The sequence below is a fragment of the Sphingobium vermicomposti genome (genome assembly GCF_011762025.1).
Lineage (GTDB): Bacteria > Pseudomonadota > Alphaproteobacteria > Sphingomonadales > Sphingomonadaceae > Sphingobium > Sphingobium vermicomposti.
The window spans coordinates 72,339-89,770 of sequence record NZ_JAASQR010000002.1; the positions used below are offsets into that span (position 1 = coordinate 72,339).

15 protein-coding genes and 1 pseudogene are annotated in these 17,432 nt (G+C 61.7%); 11 read left to right on the plus strand and 5 right to left on the minus strand.

Features of this window, described 5'->3' with window-relative positions:
- The first annotated feature begins 63 nt into the window (after positions 1 to 63).
- Positions 64 to 1,464: a dihydrolipoyl dehydrogenase gene (gene lpdA, locus FHS54_RS05175; RefSeq protein WP_167302776.1), complete on the plus strand. Its 1,401-nt coding sequence runs from the start codon at positions 64 to 66 to the stop codon at positions 1,462 to 1,464.
- Positions 1,465 to 1,524: 60 nt separating this feature from the next.
- On the opposite strand, the gene FHS54_RS05180 is transcribed toward lpdA, so the two are convergent.
- A complete protein-coding gene (locus FHS54_RS05180; protein WP_167302777.1) occupies positions 1,525 to 2,697 on the minus strand; it encodes a GGDEF domain-containing protein in 1,173 nt (390 codons plus the stop codon).
- A 151-nt stretch (positions 2,698 to 2,848) separates the two neighbouring features.
- Positions 2,849 to 3,517, minus strand: coding sequence for an HAD family hydrolase (locus tag FHS54_RS05185; protein WP_167302778.1), 669 nt, complete (start codon positions 3,515 to 3,517; stop codon positions 2,849 to 2,851).
- A 160-nt stretch (positions 3,518 to 3,677) separates the two neighbouring features.
- Between FHS54_RS05185 and glmU the strand changes: the two genes are divergently transcribed.
- From glmU to glmS, 3 genes and pseudogenes are all read left to right on the plus strand, one after another.
- On the plus strand, positions 3,678 to 4,970 hold the full coding sequence (glmU, locus tag FHS54_RS05190; RefSeq protein ID WP_243855696.1) for a bifunctional UDP-N-acetylglucosamine diphosphorylase/glucosamine-1-phosphate N-acetyltransferase GlmU: 1,293 nt from the start codon (positions 3,678 to 3,680) through the stop codon (positions 4,968 to 4,970).
- A gap of 44 nt (positions 4,971 to 5,014) precedes the next feature.
- Positions 5,015 to 5,823: pseudogene (locus FHS54_RS05195) on the plus strand (metallophosphoesterase).
- A gap of 96 nt (positions 5,824 to 5,919) precedes the next feature.
- Positions 5,920 to 7,743, plus strand: coding sequence for a glutamine--fructose-6-phosphate transaminase (isomerizing) (glmS, locus tag FHS54_RS05200; RefSeq protein ID WP_167302780.1), 1,824 nt, complete (start codon positions 5,920 to 5,922; stop codon positions 7,741 to 7,743).
- Positions 7,744 to 8,238: 495 nt separating this feature from the next.
- Here the strand turns inward: glmS and FHS54_RS05205 are convergent, their stop codons facing one another.
- Positions 8,239 to 9,852 (minus strand): bifunctional GNAT family N-acetyltransferase/carbon-nitrogen hydrolase family protein, encoded by a 1,614-nt coding sequence (locus tag FHS54_RS05205; RefSeq protein WP_167302781.1) that lies wholly within the window; start codon positions 9,850 to 9,852, stop codon positions 8,239 to 8,241.
- Positions 9,853 to 10,000: 148 nt separating this feature from the next.
- A complete protein-coding gene (locus FHS54_RS05210; protein WP_167302782.1) occupies positions 10,001 to 11,221 on the minus strand; it encodes an NADP-dependent isocitrate dehydrogenase in 1,221 nt (406 codons plus the stop codon).
- Positions 11,222 to 11,386: 165 nt separating this feature from the next.
- Here FHS54_RS05210 and FHS54_RS05215 point away from each other — a divergent pair, with 165 nt between their 5' ends.
- Both FHS54_RS05215 and FHS54_RS05220 read left to right on the plus strand, forming a co-directional pair.
- Positions 11,387 to 12,121: a phosphatidylserine decarboxylase gene (locus FHS54_RS05215; RefSeq protein WP_167302783.1), complete on the plus strand. Its 735-nt coding sequence runs from the start codon at positions 11,387 to 11,389 to the stop codon at positions 12,119 to 12,121.
- Positions 12,118 to 12,900: a CDP-alcohol phosphatidyltransferase family protein gene (locus tag FHS54_RS05220; RefSeq protein ID WP_167302784.1), complete on the plus strand. Its 783-nt coding sequence runs from the start codon at positions 12,118 to 12,120 to the stop codon at positions 12,898 to 12,900. Before FHS54_RS05215 ends, FHS54_RS05220 begins: the two co-directional genes overlap by 4 nt.
- A gap of 8 nt (positions 12,901 to 12,908) precedes the next feature.
- Here the strand turns inward: FHS54_RS05220 and FHS54_RS05225 are convergent, their stop codons facing one another.
- Complete coding sequence (locus FHS54_RS05225; RefSeq protein WP_167302785.1) at positions 12,909 to 13,136, minus strand: hypothetical protein; 228 nt, start codon at positions 13,134 to 13,136, stop codon at positions 12,909 to 12,911.
- Positions 13,137 to 13,383: 247 nt separating this feature from the next.
- Between FHS54_RS05225 and rpsB the strand changes: the two genes are divergently transcribed.
- The 5 genes from rpsB (at position 13,384) to uppS (ending at position 17,432) form a co-directional block, all read left to right on the plus strand.
- Positions 13,384 to 14,142, plus strand: coding sequence for a 30S ribosomal protein S2 (rpsB, locus tag FHS54_RS05230; protein WP_167302786.1), 759 nt, complete (start codon positions 13,384 to 13,386; stop codon positions 14,140 to 14,142).
- 96 nt (positions 14,143 to 14,238) lie between these two features.
- Positions 14,239 to 15,165 carry a translation elongation factor Ts gene (tsf, locus tag FHS54_RS05235; RefSeq protein WP_167302787.1) on the plus strand — a complete coding sequence of 309 codons (927 nt, stop codon included), beginning with the start codon at positions 14,239 to 14,241 and terminating at the stop codon, positions 15,163 to 15,165.
- A 194-nt stretch (positions 15,166 to 15,359) separates the two neighbouring features.
- Complete coding sequence (gene pyrH / locus FHS54_RS05240) at positions 15,360 to 16,085, plus strand: UMP kinase (RefSeq protein ID WP_167302788.1); 726 nt, start codon at positions 15,360 to 15,362, stop codon at positions 16,083 to 16,085.
- Between the two features lie 4 nt (positions 16,086 to 16,089).
- The gene (gene frr, locus FHS54_RS05245) at positions 16,090 to 16,647 is read left to right on the plus strand and encodes a ribosome recycling factor (RefSeq protein WP_167302789.1); all 558 of its coding nucleotides are present in this window, start codon (positions 16,090 to 16,092) and stop codon (positions 16,645 to 16,647) included.
- A 44-nt stretch (positions 16,648 to 16,691) separates the two neighbouring features.
- Positions 16,692 to 17,432 carry a polyprenyl diphosphate synthase gene (gene uppS / locus FHS54_RS05250; protein WP_167302790.1) on the plus strand — a complete coding sequence of 247 codons (741 nt, stop codon included), beginning with the start codon at positions 16,692 to 16,694 and terminating at the stop codon, positions 17,430 to 17,432.

The following is a 17,432-nucleotide window of genomic DNA, read 5'->3' on the forward strand; positions in this document are numbered from 1 at the left end:
TTTTGCAAGGGACGAAATAGGAAGTGAAGCCCCTCGACAGGCTCAGGGCGAACGGAGATTCTTATGGCAGACTTCGATTATGACGTTCTGGTGATCGGTGCGGGTCCGGGTGGCTATGTGGCCGCGATCCGTGCTGCGCAACTGGGCCTCAAGACCGCCTGCGCCGAAAGCCGCGAGACGCTGGGCGGCACCTGCCTGAACGTTGGTTGCATTCCTTCGAAGGCGCTGCTGCACGCGTCCGAACTGTTCGAGGAAGCATCAAGCGGCGCGCTCGCCAAGCTGGGCGTCAAGATCGACAAGATGAGCCTGGACCTGGGCGCGATGCAGGGTCAGCGCAAGGACGCGGTAAAGGGCCTGACGGGCGGCATCGAGTTTCTGTTCAAGAAGAACAAGGTCGACTGGCTGAAGGGACGCGCCAGTTTCACGGGCGCGAACAGCGTGGAAATAGCGGGCAAGACGGTGACGGCGAAGAATATCGTCATCGCCACCGGATCGTCGGTCACGCCGCTGCCCGGCGTTGAAGTGGACAATGACAAGGGCCTGATCGTCGATTCCACCGGCGCGCTGGAACTGGACAAGGTGCCCGGCCATATGGTCGTCGTCGGTGGCGGCGTCATCGGGCTGGAACTGGGTTCGGTGTGGCGCCGCGTCGGTGCGAAGGTGACGGTGGTCGAATATCTCGATCAGATCCTCCCCGGCATGGACGGCGAAGTCCGCAAGGAAGCGAACAAGATCTTCAAGAAGCAGGGCTTCGACTATAAGCTTGGCACCAAGGTCACGGGCGCACAGGCGCATAAGAAGGGCGTCACCCTGACGATTGAACCGGCTGCCGGTGGCGATACTGAGACGATCGAGGCCGATGTGGTGCTGGTGTCGATTGGCCGCCGCCCCAATACGGACGGGCTGGGCCTGGACAAGATCGGCCTGGAGCTTAACGGGCGCGGCCAGATCGATACCGATCACGACTTTGCGACCAAGGTTCCCGGCGTCTGGGCTATCGGTGACGTGATCCCCGGACCCATGCTGGCGCACAAGGCAGAGGATGAAGGCATTGCCGTCGCGGAGAATATCGCTGGCCTGACCGGCATCGTGAACCATGACGTGATTCCGTCGGTCGTCTATACCAGCCCCGAAATCGCGGGCGTGGGCCTGACCGAGGAAGCGGCCAAGGAAAAGGGCGCGATAAAGGTCGGCAAGTTCCCGATGATGGCAAATAGCCGCGCCAAGACCAATCACGAACCCGATGGCTTCGTGAAGATCATCGCCGATGCAGAGACCGACAAGGTGCTGGGCGTGTGGATCATCGCTTCGGTTGCGGGCACCATGATTGCGCAGGCGGCGCAGGCCATGGAGTTTGGCGCATCGAGCGAGGATATTGCCTATACCTGCCACGCGCACCCGACGCATAGTGAGGCGATCAAGGAAGCAGCGATGGCAGTGATGGGCAAACCGATCCACATGTGATCAGGCAGGATTGCCGCGCGACAGGAAAGGGCTGCCCATGATGGGCGGCCCTTTTCGCTATCAGGTGCCGATGATCGCAGGTGTGCTGGCGGTCGATGTAAACTGGGGGGAGGATAGGGCGCGCCGCACGCAAACCCGATTACGCCCCCGCGACTTCGCCTGGTACAGCGCCTCGTCCGCGCGGGCGATTGTGTCATGGATGGACGTATCGGCGCGCTGGACGGTGGACAGGCCAAAGCTGGCGGTCAGGCTGCGTGTGAGCGGCAGGGTCGATCCGATTTCGCGCGTGAAGCTTTCCCGCACGTCATTGGCGATGGCCGCGGCGCAGGCGGCATCGGTACACGGCAGGAAGAGCACGAATTCCTCTCCTCCGAAACGGGCCGTTACCGCCATATCGGGAGTTCCGTCTTCCAGCATCCTTGCCAGTGCTACGATGACGCGGTCGCCCAGGGCATGGCCATATTCATCATTCACCGCCTTGAAATGATCGATATCGCAGACGATCAGGCTGCCGGATCTGGCATCCGTGCCAAGCTGCGCCACGGCGTCGTCAAATCCACGGCGATTGAGCAAGCCCGACAGCGGATCGACCATGGCATCACGCTCATAACGGGCGAGCAGATCGAGCACATGCGTCGCCAGTGCCGCCAGCGCCATGAACATCCCGAATATGCAAGCGAGCGCCTGGGTCAGAAAGGCGTAGTCGCTGACCAGATAATTGACGTCCTGCGCCAAGGTAAGCTGGACAGTGCTGCCCCGGACCAGATTGTCGAGCGCGACCAGCACCGCCGCCGCGAACAGGGTGCGATCTGCGCCGCTGGTCAGCCGACCCCTGGCCGCGATCAGGGGCAGGGCGATCAAGAGGAAACAGCCAAAGTCAGACGCGGTCAGTTCCATGGGCAGGTTGTCGGTGGCCATCGCCGCGGCGCAGAGAAGCCAGGACAATGCCCAGATGGCAATACGGGCAGGGAGAAGCCAAAAGGGGCGCCATCGTTGGAGCAATGCTTCGCCGAAGAATAGAAATCCCGTTGCGAACAGTATGTCGGCGAGCAGACTCCACAAGGGCGTTGGAACGGCTGCATAGGCGGCGGGTATCGTAAAGCCGCCCGCGACGCAGAAATAGCCCGCGCTCCACCAGCCGGCAACCGGCATGCCCCGGCTGTAAAGGATCAGGAAAGCGATGCTGAAACTGGCCATCATGACGGGCAGGAAGAAAGCGAAATTTTCTCCCATGCCGAGTGCCTTTATCCTTCACTTTCTGCAGGTTGCGCATGAAATATGCCACGCGCGGCCACGGCTGGGACCTATAGTCCTGCCCTTAACAAATACTTCCAGATTCGATGAAATGTTGATCCGATATGGATGTAATGACAGACGCGCAGGTTCAGCCGGGCCAATTTTCCAGAAGTGGGATCAATTCATCGAAATGATGAATCACCGCGTCGGCCTGTAATAGTTCGACGGGACCATCCAGAAAGCCGAAGCTGACTGCAACGCTGGGGATGGCGGCGTTACGCGCACCTGCAATGTCGTTTATAGTATCGCCCAGGAATATTGCCCTGCCGCCGCCTGCGCGCGCTATCATCTCATGGATCGGGGCGGGGTCGGGTTTGGAAACGTGCAGCGTGTCGCCACAGACAATGCTGGCGAACCGTTCAGACAGGCCGATCTGGTGCATCAGCGGGATGGTGAAGCGTTCCGATTTGTTGGTGCAGATGGCGACCTTCACGCCCGCCTGCCCCAATTCGTCTATCGCCGCGATCGCGCCGGGGTAGGGGACGGAATGAACGGCGAGATTCTGTTCATAATAGTCAAGCAGGATAGGTAGCGCGGTAGCGATAAGACCTTCATCGCAGCCGCCCGAAGCGGCCAGCGCCCGTTCCAGCATCACTTTCGCGCCCTTGCCGACGAACGGGTGGATGGAGTCCACAGGGAAAGGCGGTCGATCCAGCGTCGCAAGGGCGTAGTTGACTGCAGCGGCCAGGTCGCCGCTGGTGTCGAGCAATGTGCCGTCCAGATCGAAACCGACGACGTCAAAAGGAATCCGTGACATGATGCGGCTCATGCGGCTAGCGCGGTGGCAAAGGCAAGCCAAACGTGGCAGACAGCCTTCAGATTCTTGACCTCTTTATCTTGCAGGAAGGAAGCGTTCCGTCGTGACCGCCAGCCGCCCCATCGCCGTCATCATCCTTGCCGCCGGGCAAGGAACGCGCATGAAATCCGCAACTCATAAGGTTCTGCACCCGGTTGCGGGGCGTCCCATGCTGCTCCACCTGCTTGCCAGCGTCGCTGAACTGAAGCCGCAGCGGCAGGTCGTGGTCGTCGGATCTGGCCGCGAACAAGTGGAAGCGGCTGTAGCGGGCACAGGCGCGGTTATCGCGGTGCAGGAAAAGCAGCTGGGCACGGGACACGCTGTTGCCCAGGCGCATGATGCGCTGGCCGGGTTCGCCGGGGACATATTGATCCTTTATGGTGACGTGCCATTGGTTCGCCCCGAAACCATGCGCGCGATGATCGACCGGCTGAACATGGGGGATGAGCCACGCGCCGTGGTGCTGGGCTTCCGGCCCCAGGATGCGGCAGCCTATGGCAGGATCATCACCGATGGGCAGGGTGCCATCGAAAAAATGGTGGAATATAAGGACGCCGATGCCACCGAACGGGCGGTGACGCTGTGCAATTCAGGGCTGATGGCCGTTCGTTCGACCGACCTGTTCGTGCTGCTGGACCAGATTGGCAACCATAATGCAGCGGGTGAATATTATCTGCCCGACATCGTCATGCTGCCCGGCGCGCAAAGCGCGGTGATCGAGGCGGAATCGTGGGAAGTCGCGGGCGTCAACAGCCGGGCGGAACTGGCAGGCGTTGAGGCCGACTGGCAGGACCGTCGCCGTATGGAAGCGATGCGCGACGGCGTCACGCTGGTCGCGCCGGAAACCGTCTTCTTCGCTCACGACACGGTGCTAGGGCGCGATGTTCTGGTGGAGCCCAATGTCGTGTTCGGCCCTGGCGTGACCGTGGCGGACAATGTCACCATCCGCGCCTTTTCACATCTGGAAGGGGCGGCGATCGACGCGGGAGCGGAGATCGGACCTTATGCAAGGCTGCGCCCCGGCGCGAAGATCGGGCCGAAGGCAAAGGTGGGCAATTTCGTTGAAGTGAAGAAGGCGGAACTGGGCGAGGGCGCGAAGATAAATCACCTGTCCTATATCGGTGACGCCGTCATCGGCGCGGGTGCCAATATCGGCGCGGGCACCATTACCTGCAATTATGACGGCTTCTTCAAATATCGCACCGAGATCGGGGCGGGAGCGTTCATTGGCTCCAACAGCGCGCTGGTCGCTCCGGTGAAGATCGGCGACGGCGCAATCGTCGCGGCGGGCAGCGTTGTGACCAGGGAGGTCGAAGCCGACGCCCTGTGTCTCGTTCGACCCGCGCAGGATGGCAAGCCCGGTTGGGCCAAACGCTTCAGGGCCAGGATGCAGGCGCGCAAAGCCGCCAAGTGAAGGGCCAATATCGGACCCCGCGCTGGCTGGCCGTGCTGCTGGCCATGCTGTTGCTGGCCATCGGCATGGGCCTTTGGCTGATCGATAATGCGCGCGCGATGCCGGTCGTGCGGCGGCTGGAGATTGCACTGCCTTTCCCGGCGGATGCGCCGAGCCAGCCGGTGCGCGTTGCCCTGATCACTGACCCGCATTTGTCGGGACCTGACAATAGCCCCGAACGGATGGCGCGCATCGTGGCGAGGTGAACGGCCTCAGGCCGGATCTCATCCTGCTGGGCGGCGACTATATCGGTGATGACAAAGGCGGTGCGACTTATGACGCAGCGGAAAGCATCGCGCCCTTTGCTGGGCTGCGCGCGCCGCTGGGCGTGGCGGCGGTGCTGGGAAATCATGACGCCCGCCGCCATTCGCTGGTGAGCCGGAAGGAATGGCGGCGCCTCTTCGCCACGATCGGCATCCGCCTGCTGGACAATGAAGCCGTCCGGCGGGGGCCGTTGGCGATTGGCGGGTTGCGGGACTTTTACACCGGAAAGCCGGATCTCCCGCGCACCCTGACAGCCATGAAGGCGCTGGGCGGAGCGCCGCTGATCCTTTCGCATGGCCCAGACATTTTTCCTGCCGTGCCTGATCAGCCGTCGCTAACGCTGGTCGGGCATACTCATTGCGGCCAGGTGGCGTTTCCCTTCGTGGGTATCATCTATGTCCCATCACGCCTGGGTACGCGCTTCGCCTGCGGCGTGTATCGGGAGGGTGGCAAGATCATGATCGTGTCGGGAGGCGTGGGGACCAGCGGCCTTCCCATCCGCATGCTCGCGCCGCCAGACATCTGGCTGGTCACAATTCGCGCCCGATGACATAGGCCCCTGTCGCTTGGCGTGTGATCATGGCATAGCTATGGACGCGGCGACTGCTAATCGCTTGTTTTGCAGCTTTTTGGGGCATCAAAATCCATGTGCGGAATTATCGGTATCGTCGGCAAGGACGGCGTGGCGGAACGGCTTGTCGAAGGTCTGAGGCGGCTGGAATATCGCGGCTATGACAGCGCGGGCGTGGCGGCCATCCATGACGGCGCGATCGAACGCCGCCGGGCGGAGGGCAAGCTCGCCAATCTGGTGAAGGAGCTGGAAAGCAACCCGCTGCCCGGCACGACGGGTATCGCCCATACGCGTTGGGCGACGCACGGCGCTCCGACGACCAGCAATGCGCACCCCCATGCGACAAAGGAAGTCGCGCTCGTTCACAACGGCATTATCGAGAATTTCAAGGCGCTGCGGGAAGAACTGACGGCGCGGGGCCGGGTATTCGCCAGCGAAACCGACACCGAAGTCGTCGCCCATCTGGTGAGCGAGCTGGTAGAGCAGGGCGCTTCCCCACGCGACGCGGTGGCGCAGGTTCTGCCCCGCCTTCATGGTGCCTTCGCGCTCGCCATATTGTTCCGCGGCAGCCCCGACATGCTGATCGGCGCGCGCCTGGGGTCGCCGCTGGTGGTGGGATATGGCGATGGGGAAACCTATCTCGGTTCCGACGCGCTCGCTCTCGCACCGCTGACCCAGCGCATCGCCTATCTGGAAGAAGGCGACTGGGTTGTCATCACGAAGGATGGTGCCGAGATATTCGACAAGGATAACGCTCCCGTCGAACGGCCGATCACCATTTCCGGGGTGACGGGCGAGCTGATTTCCAAGGGCAATCACCGCCACTATATGCTTAAGGAGATTTACGAGCAGCCTGTGGTCGTCGCCCAGACGCTGCGATCCTATCTTCGCCGTATGGAGGATCAGGTGTCGCTGCCGGTCCCCGATTTCGACCTGGGCACGATCCGCAGGGTGACGATTGTAGCCTGTGGCACCAGCTATTATGCCGGGATGGTCGCGAAATATTGGTTCGAACAGCTCGCCCGCGTGCCAGCCGATGTCGATGTGGCCAGCGAGTTTCGCTATCGCGCGCCGGTGATGGAGGATGGCGGGTTGATGATCGTCATCAGCCAGTCCGGCGAAACCGCCGACACATTGGCGGCGCTGCGCCACGCGCGGAGCGAGGGGCAGAAGATCGCCGCGGTCGTCAACGTCCCCACCAGCACCATGGCGCGGGAGGCCGACCTGCTGCTTCCCACCCATGCCGGGCCGGAAATTGGCGTCGCATCGACCAAGGCGTTCACTTGCCAGCTTGCCGTCCTCGCCGCTTTCGCTGCCAATCTCGCGCGGGCGAAGGGGCGGCTGGATGCCAAGGCGGAAAAGGAACTGGTGCGTCACTTGGCCGAAGCGCCCGCAGCGCTGAACGCAGCGCTGGCCTATGACGAATCTATCGAGGCCATGGCGCATCTGATCGCGGTGGCGCGGGACGTGCTCTACCTTGGCCGCGGGCCGGATTACCCGCTGGCGCTGGAAGGAGCGCTCAAACTCAAGGAAATCAGCTATATCCATGCCGAAGGCTATGCCGCGGGAGAGATGAAGCACGGGCCGATTGCGCTGATCGACGACAAGGTGCCGGTGATCGTCCTCGCCCCCAGCGGCCCGCTATTTGAAAAGACCGTGAGCAATATGCAGGAAGTGCAGGCGCGCGGTGGCAAGGTGGTGCTGATTTCCGATTATGATGGGGTGCAAGCAGCGGGCGAGGGGTGCATCGCCACCATCACCATGCCCAAAGTCCATCCGCTGATCGCGCCGATGGTCTATGCCGTGCCAGTCCAACTGCTCGCCTACCATGTCGCCGTGGCGAAAGGGACTGATGTCGACCAGCCCCGGAACCTGGCCAAATCCGTCACGGTCGAGTGAAGCGATAGCGGTCGTGGATGCGGCGGCTAACCTTGGCTAACCATCAATAGCGGACAGGCTGATGTTCAGGTAGGATCGGCGAATGTTCGCGTGGATACTTCTTGTCGCATTACTTCTGCCGGTAGTGGTCGGCGGGATATCCTTTTGTGCGGCTGAGGTGGTTAGTTCCAGGCTCAACTACTTTAGAGGGACCGCTGTCTTTGTGATTGCCTTCCTTCCAACGCCAACCGTGAGTTGGTGGCTCTGCGGAGTTATTATCAAATATCTGGGAAATTTGTCTGTCGGGGTGCCCGTTGAAAAAACCGGCGGCGATGGGCCCGCCTTCATGGCTCTGGTAGGCCTCGTTTCAATCTGGTGGTTCTACTCTTTGTTAGTAGGGTCAATCTGGACCGCAATCGCCCTCAACAGACACAGACGCCGAGAGGCGATGAGGGCGGTCGAGGAGGGCGGGAGTAGTCCCGTCTATGGCGGATAATCATCCAAACTGGCCCTCGATCACCCGCCACCCGGCGAATTGTGACCACCGGCGGGGACTGGGCCTCCGCTGGGCGCGTGGGCGTGGTCGGGGCTGCTGTCCCAATCGATATGATATAGGTCGAACCGGCGGTCGCGCAGGTTGCGCACCGTGCCTTCCGCGCGCGCCCAGCTGAGGTCGGCCAGGTTCACGTCAGCCATGGTCAGGGTTTCGACATTTTCGGTCGATTCCGCCGCGATGCCGTCGCGCGCGAAGGGCAGGTCGCAGGGCGTCAGGATTGCGCTTTTGGCATATTGAATGTCCATATTGTCGACATTGGGAAGGTTGCCGACATTGCCGGACATGACGACATAGCATTGATTTTCGATCGCCCGCGCCTGCGCGCAGTAACGCACGCGCATATAGCCAAGGCGGCTGTCGGTGCAGAAGGGGACGAAGATGATGCGCGCCCCTTGATCGACCAGGCGGCGGGCGAGTTCGGGGAACTCGCTGTCATAACAGATGAGGACGCCAATCGGCCCACAGTCGGTCTGGATCACATCCAGCGAATCGCCGCCCTTGATGTTCCACCAAAAGGCTTCGTTGGGCGTGGGGTGGATCTTTTCCTGTGTGTGCACCGAACCGTCGCGCAGGGCGACATAGGCGATATTCTGGATGTCGCCATCTTCGGCGCGAGTTGGATGGGACCCGCCGATGATGTTGATATTATATTCCAGCGCCATCCGCGTCAGCTCCTTCGTCAGGCGCGGCGTATAGTCGGTCAGCTTGTCGATCGCCTCCAGCGGGGAAAGCTTTTTCGTTTCGAAGGACAGCAGGGGCAGGGTGAACAATTCGGGGAAGACAATGAAGTCTGACCGATAATCTGCTGCAACATCAACGAAATATTCGATATTCCTAATAAATTCATCGAAGTCCGTAACGGCGCGCGCCTGAAGCTGGCAGGTGGCCAGGCGAACGCTTTCGACCCCGCGCGGGACCCGCATTTCGGGTGCTTCGTCGGGATCGACATAGGGATTGCGCCACACCAGATGGGCCGCATGCCCGTCGGACTGTTTGTCTTCGGGCAGATAATTTTCCAGCACGCCCAGCGGTTCGAACTGGTTTTTCAGCTGGAAGCTGATGACCTGGTCACGCATCTTTCCCTGCACGACCTTTTCCAGATAGTCAGCGGGACCATCGACGCGGCGGCGGGCGCGGGCATAGCCCGGCATGCGCCCGGCGATGACGATGCCGTGCAGGTCCAACTGTTCAGCCAGTTCCTTGCGTTCATCATAAAGGCGCTGGCCGATGCGCAGGCCGCGCAGCTTTGGGTCCACCGCCATTTCATAGCCATAGAGCCATTCGCCCGCGGCGCTGTGCCGCGTGCCAAAGCCATTGGCCGTGATCTCTTCCCAATCATGGAAGGAAAAGGCCATGCCCTTGCTGACACGCATGGTCGCGCAATAGCCCACGACCTTATTATCGTAGAGTGCGATGAAGCAGCCGTCGGGGAAATTGTTGATCTGGCCCCGGACCGTCGCCGGGGAATAGTTGGGCATGCCGGGATACACTCGCGCGATCAGCCGCACGATCGCGCGGACATCGCTGGGGACAGCCGCCCGGACCTCCAGGCGTTTTCGGGCTGTCGTCGTCATCCGGTCTTCTCCCGCTACAGTCATTCTGGATCATGATGACCCCCGTTCGTTTTGAGCGAGCGGAAGAAAATGCCCAAACAAGAAAAAGGCGGCACCGGGATGCGGTGCCGCCTCGTTCCGTCAGCGTATTGAACCTAGGAAAAGCGGATCAGTTCCACTGTTCCATGGCCTTTTCCAGGTTCGATCGGATCGCTTCGAAGAACTGCTCCGTCGTCATCCAGGCCTGATCGGGACCGATCAGCAGCGCCAGATCCTTCGTCATCGCGCCATTTTCGACGGTTTCAATGCAGACCCGTTCCAGCGTTTCGGCGAAGCGCGTGACCTCCGGCGTGCCGTCGAACTTGCCGCGATAGGACAGGCCCTGGGTCCAGGCAAAGATCGACGCGATCGGGTTGGTCGACGTCTGCTTGCCCTGCTGGTGCTGGCGATAGTGGCGGGTGACGGTGCCGTGCGCCGCTTCGGCTTCGACGGTCTTGCCGTCGGGTGAAAGCAGCACGGAGGTCATGAGGCCGAGCGAGCCGAAGCCCTGCGCCACGGTGTCGGACTGAACGTCGCCGTCATAATTTTTGCATGCCCACACGAACTTGCCGCTCCACTTGAGGGCGGATGCGACCATGTCGTCGATCAGACGATGTTCGTAGACCGTGCCTGCTGCCTTGAACTGGTCTGCAAATTCATTGTCGAACACTTCCTGGAACAGGTCCTTGAAGCGGCCATCATAGGCCTTGAGGATGGTGTTCTTGGTCGACAGGTACAGCGGCCAGCCGCGGCTGAGTGCATAGTTCATGCTGGCGCGGGCGAAGTCGCGGATCGAATCGTCCAGATTGTACATGCCCATGGCGACGCCGGCGCTGGGGAAGTTGAAGACGTCCTTTTCGATCTTCTCACCATTTGCGCCGTCCCACACCATGCGCAGCTTGCCGGGGCCGGGGACCAGGAAGTCGGTGGCGCGATACTGATCGCCATAGGCGTGACGGCCGATGACGATGGGGTCGGTCCAGCCGGGAACCAGGCGGGGCACATTCTTGATGACGATGGGTTCGCGGAACACGACGCCGCCCAGGATGTTGCGGATCGTGCCGTTGGGCGACTTCCACATTTCCTTCAGGCTGAATTCTTCGACGCGCGCTTCGTCGGGGGTGATGGTGGCGCACTTCACGCCGACCCCATATTGCTTGACCGCATTGGCGCAATCGATGGTGATCTGGTCGTTGGTTTCGTCGCGCTTTTCGACGCTGAGGTCGTAATATTTGAGGTCGATGTCGAGATAGGGGAGAATGAGGCGCTCACGGATCCACTGCCAGATGATCCGCGTCATTTCGTCGCCATCAATTTCTACGACCGGGTTCTTGACCTTGATCTTCGCCATGCGCCTCTTTCGCCTTCTTCGTTCAGGTGGAATTGCGACACGCCCTACGGAAAGCGGCGGCAATGTTCAACCGGACAATGGCGGTCAGCGGAGCGGCATATTTACCCGCGTCCATAAAGGCATCGACCGTTGTCAGTGCAAGTGACTGTCCCTAAAGACGTTGCCATGGAAAATGACGAAATCACCGTCGCTCTGGGCGGCAATGTGAAGTGGCGCTTCCCGTCGGTTCACCCCGAAGGCGTGAAGTTTGGCCTGATTGCCGCGGCGATCACGTTGGCGCTGTTCCTGATCGGCTGGGAAATTCCCGGCTGGTTGATGGTCATGGTGACGATCTGGGTCTTTGCATTTTTTCGCGACCCGGTGCGCGCGGTGCCGCAGGATGAACGCGCCATCATCGCACCTGCCGATGGGCTGATAACGTTGATCCAGCGCGTCCCGCCGCCGCGCGAAATGGCCGGAGCGGACGGGCTGGGCGACCGCCCGATGATACGCGTGTCCATCTTCATGAGTGTGTTCGACGTGCACATCAACCGCACGCCGATCGGCGGGACAGTCAAATCCGTCGTCTATATTTCGGGCAAGTTCGTGAATGCCGATCTCGACAAGGCGAGTGAGGATAATGAACGGCAGCATATATTGGTCGAACGGCATGATGGCGTGCGCGTTGGCTTTACCCAGATTGCGGGGCTGGTCGCGCGGCGGATCGTACCGTTCGTGAAGCCGGGCGACATGATCGCGGCGGGACAGCGCATCGGCCTCATCCGCTTTGGCAGCCGGGTCGATGTCTACCTGCCCGAAGGAACCGCGCCGCGCGTGGTGCTGGGGCAGCGGACGGTGGCTGGCGAAACGATCCTGGGCCAGATTGGCGACATGCGCGTCATTTCGGGAATCCAGCAATGAGGCAGCGTCGCCCCATTCCGCGCGGCCTGCGCCGTGGCATCACCCTGCGGATGGTTGCGCCCAACGCGGTGACCGCCATGGCGCTGTGCTGCGGCCTGACCGGCGTGCGCTACGCCATTGCGGGACGGTGGGAACTGGCGGTGACGCTTATCATCATCGCGGGGATACTGGACGGGCTGGACGGCAGGATCGCCCGTCTGCTGCGGGGCGAAAGCCGGTTCGGGGCCGAGCTTGATTCATTGTCGGATTCGATCGCGTTCGGCGTTGCGCCAGCGTTGATCCTGTATCTGTGGGCGTTGCATGCCATGCCGAAATTCGGTTGGATCTTCGCGCTGGCCCACGCCCTGTCCTGCGCGCTGCGTCTGGCCCGATTCAACGCGAATATCGACGCGGATGAACAGCCGCATAAGTCGGCAGGATATTTGACCGGCGTTCCGGCACCGGCAGGGGCGGGGCTTGCCTTTGTTCCGCTCTATCTGTGGCTGGTCACGGGCGAAGAGATATTCCGGGCCTGGTATGTGGTGGCGCCATGGGTGGCGTTTACCGCCTTCCTGATGATCTCCAACATCGCGACCTATAGCTGGTCGGCGTTGCGGCTGCGCAAGCGCATCCGGCTGGAGGCTATTGCCGTTGCGGGACTACTCGCGGCGCTGCTGATCACTGATCCCTGGCTGACATTGCTGTGCCTGTCGGTCGTTTATGTGGCGACGATCCCGTTCGGCGTCATATCCTATGCTCGCGTGCGCAAGCAGCAGGCGGCGGCAAAAACAACCGGCTGAGTTGCCGGTCAGGCGGCCAGCATGGATTTTGGGGAAGACCGAACGACCAGCCGATCACGCGGCGCGGCGCGGCGGCGGCTGATCCGCAAACGGTAGACTGGCGCTTCCTGAGGGATGGGTTCGAACAGCAGCGCGGCCACCATCTTGTCCCGATACAGTGCGAACATGCTGACGATGGTGCCTGCGGCCAGCAGGAAAGCTGCGAGGAAAACGGTGGCTGCAATAACGGTGAACATGATGCGCTCACTTTCCATTTGCGACAGAACGAGTGTTCCGAATTGCCGGTGCAAACGGGCCTGAAGCGCGCTTGGTTCCGAATGTTCTCTATATGTTCACGTTGTTGCCGCAAGTCAACCCCTTGCATCGACCAACACCGCGCGCTATGGGCCGCGCCATTCCACATGGGAATCGCACATATCCGGTGCTGACGGCGTGACGCCCCAGTTCCTGATTCCCAGAGGCACAACCGGAAGGAGAAATATTATGGCGGCTCCTGTCGTCACCATGCACCAATTGATCGAGGCTGGCGCCCATTTCGGCCACCAGACCCACCGCTGGAACCCGCGCATGAAGCCGTATATCTTCGGCGATCGCAACGGCATCCACATCCTTGACCTTTCGCAGACCGTGCCGCTGTTCGGTCGCGCGCTCGACTTCGTGTCGGCAACCGTCGCTGCCGGTGGCAAGGTGCTGTTCGTCGGCACCAAGCGCCAGGCGCAGGACCCGATCGCTGAAGCCGCTCGCAAGTCGGGCCAGCATTTCGTCAACCATCGCTGGCTGGGCGGCATGCTCACCAACTGGAAGACCATTTCGGGTTCGATCAAGCGTCTGAAGACCCTTGAGGAAAAGCTGTCGGGCGATACCCACGGCTTCACCAAGAAGGAAGTCCTTCAGATGACCCGCGAGCGCGAGAAGCTGGAGCTTTCGCTGGGCGGCATTCGCGACATGAACGGCATCCCCGATGTCATGTTCGTGATCGACGCCAATAAGGAAGAACTGGCGATCAAGGAAGCCAACACGCTGGGTATTCCAGTCGTTGCGATCCTCGATTCGAACGTGTCGCCTGATGGCATCGCCTTCCCGGTTCCGGCGAACGATGACGCCAGTCGCGCCATCCGCCTCTATTGCGACGCCATCGCCGCCGCAGCCACCAAGGGCAACCGTGGTGCGCAGCAGGCTTCAGGTGTCGACCTGGGCGCGCTCGACGAACCGCTGGCTGAAGAAGTCGTCGCCGAAGCCTGAGGGCGTCGCACGACTGCAGGAATGACAGGCCAGGGCGCGCTCTTCGGAGACGCGCCCTGCCGTTTATTTGAAACATCGAACATTAGGAGCCGAAGCATGGCTGAAATTACCGCTGCCGCCGTCAAGGAACTGCGCGACCGTTCGGGCGCGGGCATGATGGACTGCAAGAAGGCGCTCGCCGAAGCCAATGGCGACATGGAAGCAGCAGTCGATTGGCTGCGCGCCAAGGGGCTGGCCGCTGCTCAAAAGAAGTCGAGCCGCACCGCGGCTGAAGGCCTGGTCGGCGTCGCCGTCGCCGGCACCAAGGGCGTTGCCGTTGAAGTGAACAGCGAAACCGACTTCGTTGCCAAGAACGACCAGTTCCAGGATTTCGTCCGCACCGTCGCACAGGTGGCGCTGGACAGCGGCGTCAACGATGCCGAAGCGCTGTCGGCGCAGGCACATCCGGCTGGCGGCACCGTGTCCGAAAAGCTGGTGTCGAACATCGCCACCATCGGTGAGAACCAGGCCCTGCGTCGCGTCGGCCAGGTCGAAGTGAGCCAGGGCGTGGTCGTTCCCTACGTCCACAATGCTGCTGCTCCGGGCCTGGGCAAGATCGGCGTTCTGGTCGCGCTGGAAGGCGACGCGCCTGCCGACGTGCTGGAACCGCTGGGCAAGCAGATTGCGATGCACATCGCCGCTGCGTTCCCGCTGGCGCTTTCGGCTGCTGACATCGACCCGGCGCTGCTGGAGCGTGAGCGCGCCATCGCCGCGGAAAAGGCCGCCGAATCGGGCAAGCCCGCTGAGATCGTCGCCAAGATGGTTGACGGCGCCGTGGCGAAGTTCGCCAAGGAGCAGGCCCTGCTTTCGCAGCTGTTCGTGATGGACAACAAGACCCCGGTTGCCGACGTCGTTGCCAAGGCAGCGAAGGAAGCTGGCGCGTCGATCACGCTGAAAAACTATGTCCGTTTCCAGCTCGGGGAAGGCATCGAGAAGGAAACGAGCGACTTCGCCGCCGAAGTCGCTGCCGCAGCGGGCGTTTGATCGCCCGCCGCAGCCGACGCTCTATCTGACAGGGCGGTTGGTTCGGACGATGTCGGGAGGCTTGCGCTTCTCGACAAGTCCGGGCCAGACGCTAAGGAAGTGCAGGGCCTCAAAAACCCCGCTTCACATCATGGCGCGTGCTGCCTAAGGTGCGCGCCATTTCCTTGCCCAAATATAATGGATAATTCCGCCGCATGACTCGTCCGCCCTTCAAGCGCATATTGCTGAAACTCTCGGGCGAAGTGCTGATGGGGCAGGGGCAGTACGGCATCGAACCGGAAACCGTGAACCGCGTCGCGTCCGAAATCGCGGCGGCCAAGGATGCGGGATTCGAAATTTGCGTGGTCGTGGGCGGCGGCAATATTTTCCGTGGGCTGGCGGGCGCGGCCAAGGGGTTCGACCGGGCGAGCGCCGATTATATGGGCATGCTGGCCACCGTCATGAATGCGCTGGCCGTGCAGAATGCGCTGGAAAAGATCGGCTATGACACGCGGGTCCAGTCGGCGATTCCGATGGCGTCGGTGTGCGAACCCTATATCCGGCGCAAGGCCACGCGACACATGGAAAAGGGCCGCATCGTCATCTTCGCGGCTGGCACGGGCAGCCCCTTCTTCACGACGGACACGACCGCGGCGTTGCGCGCGGCGGAAATGAATTGCGACGCCCTGTTCAAGGGCACCAGCGTGGACGGCATCTATAATGCCGACCCCAAGAAGGTGCCGGACGCGGCGCGTTATGAACAGATCAGCTTTGACAGGGTGCTGAACGATAATCTGAAGGTCATGGACGCGAGCGCCATTGCGCTCTGCCGTGAAAATAATATTCCCATCGTCGTGTTCAACATCCGCGAAACCGGTAACCTGGCAAAGGTGCTGGCCGGTGACGGGGTCGCGACGATCGTGCAAAATCAGGAGCGCTGAAAACATGGCCCAATATGACAAAGCCGATCTCGAACGCCGCATGCACGGCGCCCTCGAATCGCTGAAGGGCGATCTGGCTGGCCTGCGCACTGGCCGCGCCAATATCCAGCTGCTCGACCCGGTGACGGTCGAAGTATATGGTGCGCACATGCCCCTCACCCAGATCGCGACCGTTTCCGCGCCTGAGCCGCGCATGTTGTCGGTGCAGGTTTGGGACAAGAGCAATGTCGGCCCCGCTGATAAGGCCATCCGTTCCGCAGGTCTGGGCCTGAACCCGATCGTCGATGGGCAGACGCTGCGCCTGCCCATCCCCGACCTGACCGAGGAACGCCGCAAGGAACTGGCCAAGCTTGCCAGCAAATATGCCGAAGGCGCGCGGGTCGCCGTCCGCAATGTCCGCCGCGACGGGATGGACGGCCTGAAGACTGATGAAAAGAAGGGCGAAATCAGCGAGGACGAGCGCAAGCGCCTGGAAACCGAGGTGCAGAAGCTGACGGACAGCGCCATCGCCGACATCGATTCCACTGTGGCCGTCAAGGAAAAGGAAATTCTCGGCCACTGAGCCGGGGTCCTTCCGCCTGTGCCCATTGCGCATCCGCACCCCTGATGGCCAGCCAAGCCAAGCCCGATATTCGACATAGCGCGCCGACCCATGGCGCGCGCCACGTTGCCATCATCATGGACGGCAATGGCCGGTGGGCGAAGAAGCGGTTCCTGCCCCGGATCGCCGGACACCGGGCCGGGGTAGAGGCGGTGCGCCGGGTTGCGCGCGCGGCGCTGGACCTTAAGCTGGAATGCCTGACGCTCTACGCCTTTTCGTCGGAAAACTGGAAACGGCCCGCCCCAGAAGTTGCGGACCTGATGGGGCTGTTGCGGCATTTCATTCAATCCGACCTGGACGAATTTGACGCTAATGGCATCCGGTTGCGGATCATCGGCAATTACAAGGCGCTCGACCCGTCGCTGGTCGACCTGATCGAAGGGGCGGTTGCCCGGACGGCGGGAAATAGCGGCCCGATTGTTGCCATTGCGCTGAATTATGGCGCTCAGGATGAACTGGTCCGCGCCGTGCAAAGCCTGGCCAGCCGGGTGAGCGCGGGTGAGATGAGCGCGGCGCAGATCGGTGCCGACGACATTGACGCGCATCTCGACACGGCAACGCTGCCACCGCTTGACCTGCTCATCCGCACATCGGGTGAGCAGCGGCTGAGCAATTTCATGCTTTGGCAGGCCGCCTATGCCGAACTTTATTTCACCGACACGCTGTGGCCTGATTTCGACGGGCGCGCGCTGGCGGAGGCGCTCGACGCGTTTCGCATGAGGGACCGCCGGTTCGGCGGCTTGTGA

Coding starts and splice junctions, on each gene's coding strand:
- frr (WP_167302789.1), top strand. CDS start 16,090: ATGGCCCAATATGACAAAGCCGATCTCGAACGCCGCATGCACGGCGCC.
- tsf (WP_167302787.1), top strand. CDS start 14,239: ATGGCTGAAATTACCGCTGCCGCCGTCAAGGAACTGCGCGACCGTTCG.
- FHS54_RS05215 (WP_167302783.1), top strand. CDS start 11,387: ATGGAAAATGACGAAATCACCGTCGCTCTGGGCGGCAATGTGAAGTGG.
- uppS (WP_167302790.1), top strand. CDS start 16,692: ATGGCCAGCCAAGCCAAGCCCGATATTCGACATAGCGCGCCGACCCAT.
- pyrH (WP_167302788.1), top strand. CDS start 15,360: ATGACTCGTCCGCCCTTCAAGCGCATATTGCTGAAACTCTCGGGCGAA.
- FHS54_RS05225 (WP_167302785.1), bottom strand. CDS start 13,136: ATGTTCACCGTTATTGCAGCCACCGTTTTCCTCGCAGCTTTCCTGCTG.
- glmU (WP_243855696.1), top strand. CDS start 3,678: ATGAAATCCGCAACTCATAAGGTTCTGCACCCGGTTGCGGGGCGTCCC.
- FHS54_RS05210 (WP_167302782.1), bottom strand. CDS start 11,221: ATGGCGAAGATCAAGGTCAAGAACCCGGTCGTAGAAATTGATGGCGAC.
- glmS (WP_167302780.1), top strand. CDS start 5,920: ATGTGCGGAATTATCGGTATCGTCGGCAAGGACGGCGTGGCGGAACGG.
- FHS54_RS05220 (WP_167302784.1), top strand. CDS start 12,118: ATGAGGCAGCGTCGCCCCATTCCGCGCGGCCTGCGCCGTGGCATCACC.
- lpdA (WP_167302776.1), top strand. CDS start 64: ATGGCAGACTTCGATTATGACGTTCTGGTGATCGGTGCGGGTCCGGGT.
- FHS54_RS05185 (WP_167302778.1), bottom strand. CDS start 3,517: ATGTCACGGATTCCTTTTGACGTCGTCGGTTTCGATCTGGACGGCACA.
- FHS54_RS05205 (WP_167302781.1), bottom strand. CDS start 9,852: ATGACGACGACAGCCCGAAAACGCCTGGAGGTCCGGGCGGCTGTCCCC.
- FHS54_RS05180 (WP_167302777.1), bottom strand. CDS start 2,697: ATGGGAGAAAATTTCGCTTTCTTCCTGCCCGTCATGATGGCCAGTTTC.
- rpsB (WP_167302786.1), top strand. CDS start 13,384: ATGGCGGCTCCTGTCGTCACCATGCACCAATTGATCGAGGCTGGCGCC.